The organism is Okibacterium endophyticum, assembly GCF_054780075.1.
The window spans coordinates 390,309-401,759 of sequence record NZ_BAAGXA010000004.1 but is presented as its reverse complement, the minus strand read 5'-3'; the positions used below and the strand labels follow the sequence as shown (position 1 = coordinate 401,759).

The window sequence follows — 11,451 nt, the reverse complement described above, 5'->3', positions numbered from 1 at the left end:
AACGATCATGCCGGACCCAGCAGGCCAACACCCACCAGGATCACTCCAAAGCAGGCACGAACAAAGTAACGAGGGGCAAGAATCGGTTGGGAGAGGGGCACGAGTGGAGGCCGCCGGCACGGAAGCGGTCTCCAACCCAGCGGCCTCCAACCCGCCGGCTTCCAATCCCCCTCTGAGGCCCGGAACGGACTGAGCGGGTCTCGAGACGGGTCGGCCGCCGGGGCGGAGCAGGTCTCGACAGGCCCGGCCGGCGCAGGCCCGCCCACCCGCAGACCCGGTAGCCCGCAGACCCGGTAGCCCGCGGCCCGGCACCCGGCAGCCCGGGCAGCCTTACCCGAGCGCGACGGGATGCAGTCGGGTGATTTCGCGAGTGGTGAGATCGATCATCGCGGCGCTGTCGGGGGGCACGTCGTCCCACCCCTGGGTGTCGACGCCGCTCGAGATGACATAGACGGCGTCGTCGGTGATCTTGTAGTCCATCGCGTAGTACTCGGTGGTGTGCCTCGCGGGCAGTGCGTCTTCAGTCTCGAACAGTGCGCGCAGTTCTTTGCGGGGCGAATCCACCCTGCTGTTGATGTGGATCGCAAACATGCTGTGGGGCGTCAGCATCAGCGCGTTGAGGCTCGCGTTCGGAAACTCCCGCACCAGCCTGTCCAGCGCACGCGTCACACCTTCAGCCTCGTCCCGGTACTCTTCGATGCACTGCAGCACGTAGTGGAAGTATCGCTCGCTGTCGGTGTCTCCCTTCAGACGTGCGCGGGTGGAATCCGTCAGCAGCTCGTCGAGCCTGCTGATCGGAGCGAGGTTGCCGTTGTGGGCGAAGGCGTATCCGTTGTGGCTGAACGGATGTGTGTTCTCGGGCTTCACCGCCAGGCTTGCCGTCGCCCAGCGCAGGTGCGCAAAGCCGGCGGATCCCAGCGGCCGCGCGGCGAGATCGGCGTAGTCTGCGTCGAGTACAGCGGTTTGCGGCGATGTCACCGTGCGGGTGCTGTGATCGCTCGGGTCTTGCCACGCCATGCCCCATCCGTCGCCGTGCACCGAGGTCAGCGACGTGAACTCGTCGAATCCCTCGCGTCCGAGCACATCGACCAGCGAGATCGGGCGATTGGTCACGTATCCGAGCAAGCGGCAGATGATGGTCCTCCTTCGCGGCGGGCTGCCTCCACCCAACCCGATTCCGCTGCTGGGAGCAAACCCGCTCGCGAAGTAGGGTACCCCCTGACACACTGGAGCCATGCGAACCGTTGGCGTCGAAGAAGAGCTTCTGCTGGTGAGCGCTGAGAGCGGTCGTCCGCGCTCTGTGGCGCGTCGGATCCTGCGGGATGCCGTCACGGCAGACGACAAGACCAGCCCGCAGAGGCCGGGGGGCTCGCTCGAGCATGAACTTCAGCAGCAGCAGCTTGAAACGGATACTCCGCCGCACACCCTGATGTCGGCGCTCGGCGACGACATCAGGGTGTGGCGAAAGCGGGCGATCGAGGCCGCACGTGATGCGGGGGCGCGAGTGGTGGCATCCGGCACGTCGCCGATGCCCGTCGAACCGCGCATCATGCCTGACGAACGGTACAAACGGATGGCTGAGCATTTCGGCCTGACCGCCAGCGAGCAGCTGACCTGCGCGTGTCACGTGCACGTGGCGATCGAGTCGGCCGACGAGGGCGTGGGTGTGCTCGACCGCGTTCGCAACTGGCTGCCCACGCTGGTGGCGCTCAGCGCGAACTCGCCGTTCTGGCGGGGGCACGACACAAGCTATGCGAGTTTTCGCTCACAGGCGATGATTCGATGGCCGACCGCCGGGCCGACGGACGTGTTCGGGTCTGCAAACGAGTATCGCGCACTGGTCGATTCGATGCTGCAGTCCGGGGTGATCCTCGACGAGGGGATGCTGTATTTCGATGCTCGCCTGTCGTCGCACTATCCGACCGTGGAGATTCGTGTGGCGGACGTGTGCCCCGAGGTGGACGACGCGGTGCTGATATCCGCCCTGTGCCGGGCGCTTGTCGACACGGCATCCGATGCATGGGCGGCCGGGGCGCCGCCTGCGCCCGTCCCCACAGCCATGCTGCGCTTCGCCAACTGGCAGGCCGGTCGTTACGGAGTCGAGGGCGATCTGCTCGACGCGGTGTCGATGAAACCCCGTCCGGCGCGAGAGGTGATCGCTTCGCTCGTGGACCACGTGCGAGACGCCCTGCGCGGCAACGGTGACGAGGCCTTGGTCGAAGCGCAGATCGAACAGGTCCTGACGCGGGGAACAGGGTCGAGGCGTCAGCGTGACGTGCTCGCGAAGACCGGTCAGCTGGCGGATGTCGTCGCCGACCTCGTGAGAGTGACTGCCGGTCAGGACTAGCGTCGCGCCCTGTCGGGTCGGTCGAGCCCTGTCGGTGGTCGAGCCTGTCGGTGGTCGAGCTTGTCGAGACCCGCTGGAGGCCGTGCACAACTTCGGAGAAAACCCCTCTCCAGGCTCTCGGGCCGGCGTGTTGCACACTTCGCACTTGGATCTCCGAAGCTGTGCACGCCAACTCGGAGGGACGCCGCCTTCGGGGTGAGCGAAGACCACTCTCTGCCGCGTGATCAGCGCTGAACCGGTGGCGTGAACTCGCTACACCGGTGGCGTGAACCCGCGCCGCAGGTGACGAGAACTGGTCACGGCTGCCAGGTCGAACGGCGTGGACCGATGTGCTTCTCGACGAGCGGTTTCAAGGTGATGTCGCGCGTTGTGAAGCGCCAGCGTGCGCGAACCCGGGTGAAACCGTCGTTGTAGAGCGAGATGCACAGATCTGTGGTGAGAGGTGCGCGCGCGACGGGTTGCCAGCCCGATGAGGCACGGTAGGCCTCACGCAGAACGGGTTTCGCCTTCGCAGCGTGAAAGAGCCGCGCAACCTCGTCTGGAACATCGTTGACCACTGTCATCACACCTCCCGCGGCGTCGCACAACATAGCGATCGGCCAGGCCTTCCCGGTCAGGCTCAGTATCCTGCGCGAAGGGCGGCCGGAGCAACTCTCTGCACAGCTATTCACCAGATCGTCAGCTGACGGAAACGTCCGCTCACGGATAACGTCCGCTGACGAAACCTCAGCTCACAGAAACGTCCGCTCGCGGAACACCAGCTGACGGAAACGTCCGCTCGCGGAAACCTCCACTGATGGAAACGTCCGCTCGCGGAAACGCCAGCTCACAGAAACACCAGCTCACGGAAACGTACGACGCGTTCACACGAACAGGTAGCTCGAGCCCCCGAAACCAACTCGTCGCCCCCAGTACGGGGGTGATTTCGCTCAAACGGAGCGAATAGTGGTATGCGAGCGGCGTCGCTGGCGTGTATATTAAATGGTTAACCCGAAATACACCTCAGTGACCCGTATTGTTTCCCGCAATTCGGATCCAGAGGTTCCGCGTTCGCTTTTACCCGAGAGCGAATGCATCGCACGGCAGGTTTTCCCGAACCCGCCGCTTCGCTCCGCGGAGAACCCGACGCGACGCGTACCCGAAAATGCTCTAACCCGACCCCGTTTTGCCTTCCGGTGTTACCCGACCCGGCCCCCGATAGCGCCCTCGCGCGCGTCACCCGAGCCATCGCTGACCCGAGCGGCAGAACCCGACCCCGCATCGCCTCACCGGCCCTCACCCCAGCCCGACGTGTGTCACCCGACGCGCGTGGGATGCAGGTGCTCGAGGTGTGCTTACCCCTGTTCAGAACACCTGTAGACCCGAAATTCAGGTAGCTATGTCACCGATGAAACGTCGGCCCGTTCGCCGACCCCTTTTCCAGACCTCCACTCACCGGACCCCGTCTCAACGTCTCACCGCCGCCGATCTGAATCCAGCCGACGTGAATGCACACGTGCAGCTCGCCCGCAGGACACAGCGATGAGCCAGTTCAGCGCGTCTTCTCAATCGTTCGACTTTCCTGTCTCTGCGCGCTACACGCGATACGACACAGATCGGCGCAACGCCTCAGCGAGCTCAGCGAGTTCAGCAAACTCAGCGAGCTCCGTCGACTCCGTTGCGTCGGGCATGCTCTGGGCGAGACGATACCGCGCGAAGCTCATCGTCACCGACCTCTCGGTGATCGTTGTCACGCTCCTGGTCGTGTGTCTCACCCAGCTGGCGGCGGTCGGGTTCTCGCCCGCAACTGCACGTTCACGCGTCGAGCTGGTTCTCGTGCCCCTCACGATCGCGGTCTTCTGGACCGCAGCCCTCGCCATCGCGCACAGCCGGATGTCCCACGTGGTGGGGTCTGGCGCAGAGGAATACAAACGGGTCGCGGTGGCCACCACCTTCGCGATCCTGGTTCCGACGATCTACTTTCTGATGATCGACGTCCACGCAGCTCGCGGCTATCCGCTTGTGACGCTTCCAGCCGGCGTCGTCGGCCTGCTGCTCGGGCGCTGGTTGTGGCGAAAGTGGCTGTTGAACCAGCGCAGGTACGGCCACTACCTCTCGCGGGCGCTTGTTGTAGGACAACGGGACGAAGTGAAGTATGCGATCAGGCAGATCGCTGAGAAGTCTGGAGCCGCCTACCACGTGGTCGGCGTGGCGCTCGAGCGATTCGAAACCGATGCCCTCTCGGCTGCGGGCCGCAGCATCCCCGTCGTCTCAGATGTCGAGCACGCCGCAGAGGGCGCCGCGCGCGTCGGCGCCGACACGGTCATCGTCGCGGGCCAGCCGAGCGTGGGCAGCGACTACATCCGCACGCTCAGCTGGCAGCTCGAGGGCACAGCGACGGAACTGGTGTTGTCGAGTCGGCTGACGGATGTCGCCGGCCCCCGCATCCATTTTCGTCCCGTCGAGGGATTGCCACTCATCCAGGTGGAGATCCCCACGTTCGACGGCACCAAGCATGTGATGAAGCGCGCGTTCGACATCGTCGCCTCGTCGCTCGGCATCGTGGTGCTGATTCCCCTGCTGCTCGCCATCGCCATTGCGATCAAAATGGACAGCGACGGGCCGGTTCTGTTTCGTCAGGAACGTGTCGGCCGAAACGGGCGTTCGTTCAGCATCTTCAAGTTCCGTTCGATGGTCGTCACCGCAGAGCAGGAGCTCGCGGCGTTGCTGGCGCAGAACGAGGGCGCCGGCCAGCTCTTCAAGATGCGCGACGACCCGCGCGTCACACGCGTCGGTCGAGTGCTGCGCAAGTACTCACTCGATGAGCTGCCGCAGATCTGGAACGTGCTTCGCGGCGACATGAGCCTCGTCGGTCCCCGCCCTCCGCTTCCACGAGAGGTCGAGGGATATGAGGATCACGTCAACCGCCGACTCTTCATCAAACCGGGGATCACCGGTATGTGGCAGGTGAGCGGGCGCTCCGACCTGAGCTGGGAAGAGAGTGTGCGGCTCGACCTCTACTATGTCGAGAACTGGTCGCTCACCGGCGACCTCATGCTGATCTGGCGCACTTTCAAAACGGTTGTGAGACCGGCTGGAGCGTATTGATGGGCATCGGCGAACGGCCTCATCAGAAACGAGTGGGGTACGCGGGTGGTGCCTTCGACCTCTTTCACATCGGGCACCTGAACATCCTCAAACACGCCAGGAGCAAATGCGATTACCTGATCGCCGGCGTCGTCTCAGACGAGATGCTGCTGCTGACGAAAGGGCGGCTTCCGGTCGTGCCGATCAGCGAACGTCTCGAGATCGTGCGCCACATCAGCTTTGTCGACGAAGCAGTGGCCGAAACTGTCGAAGACAAGCTCGAGACGTGGGAGAAAGTGCGGTTCGACGTGTACTTCAAGGGCGACGATTGGAAAGGCACCGAGAAAGGCCGTCGGCTCGAGCGTGAGTTCGCCGCCGTCGGCGTGCAGGTCGTCTACTTTCCCTACACCATGAGCACGTCGAGCACAGCTCTTCGCCGCGCGCTAGACGCCCTCACGAACCAGGCGCCCGCGAGTCAGGCGCAGGCGGAAGCGGCGATGAGATGAACAACGTTTCTCTCCCGACGACAGCACGTGCCTCGACCCGTGCCGAGTGGGCTGCGCTGTGCCGGGCCGACTGGGCGGCCAATCGCGGTTATCCGAAGAGCAGGGTTGTGCTCATGTTGTTCCGCAGCGCTCAGTACTGGCGCTCCAAGCGCGGCGTCGGCCGTCTCGGTCACCTCATCGTCGGAAGCTTCTACAAGGTCATCAGCGAGTGGATGCTGGGGATCGAGATCCCCGCCAGCACGCGCGTCGGCCCCGGGCTCCGCCTTCGGCACGGTGTGGGCGTGGTGGTCAACCCTCACGCGGTCATCGGCGCCGGCGTCATGCTTCGCCAGGGGGTGACGATCGGCAATCGTCGCGAGAACGACGATTGCCCGGTGATCGAAGACGGCGTCGAACTGGGCGCCGGCGCTGTTGTGGTCGGTTCAGTTCGGGTCGGGCGAGGCAGCAGGGTGGCACCGAATGTGGTGCTCATGCAAGATCTTCCGCCGAACTCCGTCGCTCTGCCCGCCCCTGTTGTGGTCAAGGCCCGCCGTTCGCCCGATGCACCATCGAGCCGGAGGCCGGCGCTCAGCGAGCGCTGAGTTCGCGGTAGCGCCGTCTCATCGAGAGCGCGCTGTGCAGCGCGTTGACGGCGAAGAGCGCCGTGTACGCCGCGGCGAACACGGGGGCGAAACCCCAGAGCGCGAACACCCAGCAGAGGGTTCCCATGTCGCTCGGCAGCAGCAGGACCGACCGGAGCGCTCCACCCGTGGCCGGTGCCTGCGGCAGCCCGTCGGCGCGGCGCAGCTGTTCGCCGAGAATCTGGCTCATGAACTGCCCGACGCTCACAAGCGTGTAGAGCAGGGCGACGCCGAGCAGCCAGACCGGCGCCTCAGCCCGCATGGCACCGACGAGAACGGCGAGATGGATGGCCGGGGTACGGATGGCATCCACAACGTGGTCGAGCCATTCTCCCGCGCGGCTTCCGCCCCCGCCGAGGCGGGCCACCTGGCCGTCGGCGGAGTCGAGCACATAGCCGATGGCGAACAGCACGGCGATCGCCACACCGACCAGAGGTGCGGGTGGCACGGTGAGGAGAAGCACAATCGCGCCGAGCGAGAACAGGGCGCTGATCGCGGTGACCGTGTTGGCCGACCACCCCATGCTGTGGGCCGCTGCGGCAGCGAACCGGGCGAGTCTTCTATTGACCCAGCGTGTGTATGCGGGCACGCCCTCGCCCGGTTTCTGTGCCTGTTCGAGACCATGCAGCGCAGAGGTGAAGCTCCGCTTCACGGCCGGCGCGGTGCGTGACTCGGCCATCAGAGTGCCGTCGCCGAGAGATCGAAGCTCACGCTGGGGCTGCTGCGGTAATTGGAGACCACCTGCACGGCGATCACATTCGCACCGGGCGTGAGAAGTGCTGGGTCCACGTCGAATGAGACCGGGTTCGCTCTCGCCGTTGTGGTGTTCGGTGCGCTGTTCGCATAGGTGTTGTGGGTGATCGTGCCGTCGATGAGGTTGGAGCGACCGACCTCGACGCCGTTCACGAACACGAGGATGCCGTCGTCGGCAAATGTGCTCAGCCGGATGCCGCCCGCCGGCACGGCGTCGGCCGCGAGGTCGAATGTGGTGCGGAAGTACACGGACGATGGCTTCGGAGTCACCGACGTGGTGAGGGGCGTCACGATCGTCTGGCTGGTTCCCCACCCGAACGCGGCCGGGCCGGTCGGCCATGAAGCCGCATCGAAAGCGGGTTGATTCCAGTCGGCAGCAGGAGCATCCGCTTGGAACAGGTACGCCCACTGTGCCCCTTCAGCGACCAGCGGCGTGGCCCCCACGGGGTCTGGTTCGGGGTCTGGTTCCGGTTCGGGCTCAGGCTCAGGCTCAGGCTCCGATTGCGGCTGCTGACCGAAGACGGCTGTCGCCGCCAGATCGAAGCTCGCGCTCGGGGTGCTGCGGTAGTTGGAATGCACCTCTGCAGTGATGATGTTCGTCCCGGTCGTGAGCAGTGCTCCGCTGACGTCGAAGCTCAGCGGGTTCGTGGCGGCCTGGCTCGACGACACCGCCGCATTCGCATAGGTGCCGTGTGTGACGGGCCCGTCATCGAGATTCGCCCTGCCGACCTCGGTTCCGTTGACATAGACGACGATTCCGTCGTCGGCACGTGTTGTGAGCGTGACGGATGCGATGGCACCGGCATCAGCGACGTCGAAGGTCTTGCGGTAATACGAGGTGAGGGGTTTCGGTGCGGGGGCGTCGAGGAGTGTGGCGATGCTCGAGTGCCCCCAGCCGATCGGAGCGGTTCCGGTCTGCCATGCGGACGCATCGAACTGCGCACTCGTCCAGCCCTCGCCAGGAGCATCGGTCTTGTACCAGTACGACCATTCGCCGGCTCCGGCCGAGATGAGCACCGGGTTTCCGCTTCCGCCTGGGATGGCAGAAGTCGCCGTCGTTCCCGCGGTGCTCGCCGAGCGGTTGCCCGCAGCATCCACCGCCCGCACGAAGTACCGGGCGTCGTCGCCTGCAGCTGGAATGGAGGCGCTCAGCGCCGACGACGTCGTGACGACACGATCGTCGCGAAGCACTTCATAGCTCACCGCTCCGCTGTCGTCTGTTGCGGCATCCCAGCTCAGGGTGACGTCGGTGCCGTCGGTGAACGCCGCGAGGCCGGCCGGTGTGCTCGGTGGCTGGGCGTCGCGCGCCGCGAACCGGGCGAACCCTCCAGACCACTGCTTGACGAATCCGGCACGTACCGATGCGTTGTAGTCGCCGCCCACCCACGTGGTGCCTGTCGAGTCGACGAAGATCGCCCACGCTCCGGCACCGTTCCGCGAGCTGAGCATCGGGCTGAATGCCGGCAGGTATTCGCCCGTCGCGGCATCCCAGGCGCCGACGGAGTTGATCTTGGATGCCTGGGTCCACGAGGTGCCGATGCTGCCCCATTTCGACGCGCCGCTGTAGGTCGTGTGGAAGCAGTGGCAGCCGGCATAGAGGACGCCGTCTCGAGCGTCGATGGCCTGGAAGTCGCCGCCCGATTTGGTGATGTTCGTGCTGGCGAGGTCGAAGGCGTCACGACCGTAGCTGAAGAGCATGTGCTCAGAGCCGCCGAGCCAGACCTGGCCGCCGGCCTCTTCGACCGTCTGCTGGTAACCCTGTCGATCGCCGTCGCGATTCGAGAACTGCACAGCCCAGTCGAGGGCGGTGGCACCGGTTGTGCTCAGCGCTGCTCCTTTGTCGGTGAATGTGCCGTTCGACGATGTGAAGAACCCCGCGAAATAGACACGATCGCTCTGGGCTGCAGCATCGAGTGACATCACCGTGCCGTTGAACGAGGGATTCCAGCTCGGGTCTGGTGTGCCATCGGTCGCCGAGAGCCTTGTCCCCGAACGCGAGTAGATCTCGCGCGTCTCGCTCCCGCCGGTGGCGTGCGTGAAGCTGCCTCCGGCGTAGAGCCAGCCGTCTTGCACGTCGAGGGTGCGCACGATGGGAACACCGCCGCTCAAGTAGTTGAGCAGGCGGCCTGTGAAGGTCGTGTCGGTCGCCCCGGTCGACGGTTCGAGCACGGTGAGGCCGGCGACGGGCTGGCCGTTCACCTGTGTGAAATAGCCGCCGACGGCGACGCGGCCGTCTGGCAGGGTGGTCAGAGCCTTGACCTGATTGTTGAACGTCGGCCGGAATGACGAGATCCACTCGCCTGTCGCGACGTCGAACGCGGCGAGGTAGGACTGCTCCACGCGGCTGCCGCCGCCAGAGGTCTTTTGCACGTATCTGAAGTTTCCCCCCACATAGACGACGCCGTTCGACTCGGTGAACGCCGACACCTCATTGCTCCCCTCGAGGCTGCTCGGGCCGGCGCCGAGACCGGCGACGCCCCACGACGTGGGCTGGGCGAAACTCTCGGCGACGGCCTGCTGGGCCGTCGCCGGTGTGCCGGAGTCGGGAATGGCCGTGAAGACCTCGGACGACGAGAGCGTGGGGCGCAGAAACACCTGCGTGAAGGGCCGGGGATTGCCCGCCGTCGATGACGGTGCCCACAGATAACTCTGTGCGTCGTTCGTTCCTCGCGACGATGTGCCGAAACCGAAGCCGTACATCCATCCCTGAGCGGAGCCGGTGGTCGTCTGCACGCGTTGGAGTGCGCTGCCATAGCCGAAGCTGCTTGTGCTCCCGCCGGTTCCCGTTCTCGTGCCGACCCGCCAGCTGGCTATGCGCTGCTCGTTGTCGAACATCCACGACCAGTCGTCGCGCGGCGATGCGAAGGTGAAGGTGGCGTCCTGCCAGCTCGAGCCGTCTGCTGTCGTGGCGCGGTGCAGGCGGATGCCGTCGTCGAGCGACGACACACCTTCTCCGTTCAGGAGCGCGTCGATCTTTGCCGAGGAGAGCTGGCGTGGGGCGAAGGCAGCTGGTCCCGTGACGACATCGCGCACCTGGGCAGGAGTGCCGTATCCCTCGTTGCTTGTGCTCCAGTCCTCGCGGCCCCGGCCGACGAGCACCCATCCGCCGCCGTCGGTCTCTTGGTCGCAGTAGAACTGTTCGGGGGCGCCGAGTTCCGGAGTGACAAGCCAATAGATCCCGCTCGGTGCGTCCGGGTCGTTCTGGACGATCTCCCAGCACGACGCCGCCGCGCTCTGCACGCCGAGACCGTCGGGCGCGCCCGTCTCGGGCGCAGCGGTGGCTGCGATCGGCGAACCGACGACGAGACCCGCGATGAGGGCGATCGTCACGGTCGCGCTTGCGGTCTGTGCGGGGCGGGCGAGGGGCAAGAACGTCACTGTCGGGTCCAATGTGTGAGGGGCTCGGGGGGTGAGGGCTTCGGGTGCGCGGGTTTGGGTTCGGGAGCGGTGAAGTGTGTGCAGGGTCAGCAGGTGGGGTCGTCTGGAAAGGTGCGCGCGGTCACCTTCCACAGTGAGTCTTCGAAGGTCAGGGTGAAGAGGTTGAGTGCCCGTGGTGAGCTGGGCCCGTCGGCCGAGATCGGGTTTCCGCCGTGATCGAGGATCGTGACGGTGCTCGAGTCGACGCAGGCGAGCGCGGTGACCGTGGGTGGAACGGCGCCGTCGTCGACGCCCGTGATCGTCACGGACTCGAGAACGGATTCGCCCTCGATCGTCCATCCGTTCACCTCGAGTTCGAGGCGCTCGGCGCGAATCTCTTCGAGCATGGCCTCACCGGCTACCCCGCTGAGTGCTGTGAGATCGTCTGCCGTGACGTCTGCTGTGGACAGCGCTGTCAAGAAGACAGCGAGGGTCTGCTCGGCGTCTTCTTCGGTCAGATCGCCGGGCGCGGCCGCCACAGTGCTCGTCGGCGCGGGCGGCGCAGTGGCTGAAGCGTCCGCTGGGCCGCCGGCGGGGCCGGAGCCACTCGTCGCCGTGCCCGGGCCGACGCTGAACCACACCGCGATGACCACGGCGATCACACCGGCGGCAGAGACCAGCCAGATGAGGGGTCGCCAACGCGCCCCACGGCGCGATGGGCGGGAGGGAGTCGTTGATGGAGCAGTCGGTGGGGTCGCCGAATGCTCCGAGCGCGAATGGCTCGTCATGGTGTCCTGCATTT

The 11,451-nt window shown here is 65.6% G+C and carries 9 protein-coding genes; 4 read left to right on the top strand and 5 right to left on the bottom strand.

All coding sequences use genetic code 11. The annotated features are described in order from the left end of the window. Positions 1 to 330: 330 nt before the first annotated feature. Complete coding sequence (locus ACYVF5_RS04200) at positions 331 to 1,236, bottom strand: class II glutamine amidotransferase (RefSeq protein WP_460943649.1); 906 nt, start codon at positions 1,234 to 1,236, stop codon at positions 331 to 333. On the opposite strand from ACYVF5_RS04200, the gene ACYVF5_RS04195 reads away from it, so the two are divergent. Then, on the top strand, positions 1,235 to 2,347 hold the full coding sequence (locus tag ACYVF5_RS04195; RefSeq protein WP_460943647.1) for a carboxylate-amine ligase: 1,113 nt from the start codon (positions 1,235 to 1,237) through the stop codon (positions 2,345 to 2,347). The genes ACYVF5_RS04200 and ACYVF5_RS04195 overlap by 2 nt on opposite strands. A 296-nt stretch (positions 2,348 to 2,643) precedes the next feature. Here ACYVF5_RS04195 and ACYVF5_RS04190 read toward each other — a convergent pair whose 3' ends face one another. After that, complete coding sequence (locus ACYVF5_RS04190; protein WP_460943645.1) at positions 2,644 to 2,910, bottom strand: hypothetical protein; 267 nt, start codon at positions 2,908 to 2,910, stop codon at positions 2,644 to 2,646. 958 nt (positions 2,911 to 3,868) lie between these two features. On the opposite strand from ACYVF5_RS04190, the gene ACYVF5_RS04185 reads away from it, so the two are divergent. The 3 genes from ACYVF5_RS04185 to ACYVF5_RS04175 are packed head-to-tail and all read left to right on the top strand — an operon-like array spanning position 3,869 to position 6,500. Beyond that, a complete protein-coding gene (locus ACYVF5_RS04185; protein WP_460943643.1) occupies positions 3,869 to 5,434 on the top strand; it encodes a sugar transferase in 1,566 nt (521 codons plus the stop codon). Beyond that, the gene (locus ACYVF5_RS04180) at positions 5,434 to 5,919 is read left to right on the top strand and encodes an adenylyltransferase/cytidyltransferase family protein (RefSeq protein ID WP_460943641.1); all 486 of its coding nucleotides are present in this window, start codon (positions 5,434 to 5,436) and stop codon (positions 5,917 to 5,919) included. The genes ACYVF5_RS04185 and ACYVF5_RS04180 overlap by 1 nt, the downstream gene beginning before the upstream one ends. After that, a complete protein-coding gene (locus ACYVF5_RS04175) occupies positions 5,916 to 6,500 on the top strand; it encodes an LbetaH domain-containing protein (RefSeq protein ID WP_460943639.1) in 585 nt (194 codons plus the stop codon). The genes ACYVF5_RS04180 and ACYVF5_RS04175 overlap by 4 nt, the downstream gene beginning before the upstream one ends. Here ACYVF5_RS04175 and ACYVF5_RS04170 read toward each other — a convergent pair. The 3 genes from ACYVF5_RS04170 to ACYVF5_RS04160 all read right to left on the bottom strand — a co-directional run bounded on the left by ACYVF5_RS04170 (position 6,487) and on the right by ACYVF5_RS04160 (position 11,437). Beyond that, positions 6,487 to 7,218 carry a CDP-alcohol phosphatidyltransferase family protein gene (locus ACYVF5_RS04170; RefSeq protein ID WP_460943637.1) on the bottom strand — a complete coding sequence of 244 codons (732 nt, stop codon included), beginning with the start codon at positions 7,216 to 7,218 and terminating at the stop codon, positions 6,487 to 6,489. The genes ACYVF5_RS04175 and ACYVF5_RS04170 overlap by 14 nt on opposite strands. Then, positions 7,218 to 10,670: a fibrinogen-like YCDxxxxGGGW domain-containing protein gene (locus tag ACYVF5_RS04165; protein WP_460943635.1), complete on the bottom strand. Its 3,453-nt coding sequence runs from the start codon at positions 10,668 to 10,670 to the stop codon at positions 7,218 to 7,220. Before ACYVF5_RS04165 ends, ACYVF5_RS04170 begins: the two co-directional genes overlap by 1 nt. An 86-nt stretch (positions 10,671 to 10,756) precedes the next feature. Further along, the gene (locus tag ACYVF5_RS04160; RefSeq protein ID WP_460943633.1) at positions 10,757 to 11,437 is read right to left on the bottom strand and encodes a hypothetical protein; all 681 of its coding nucleotides are present in this window, start codon (positions 11,435 to 11,437) and stop codon (positions 10,757 to 10,759) included. Positions 11,438 to 11,451 lie beyond the last annotated feature (14 nt).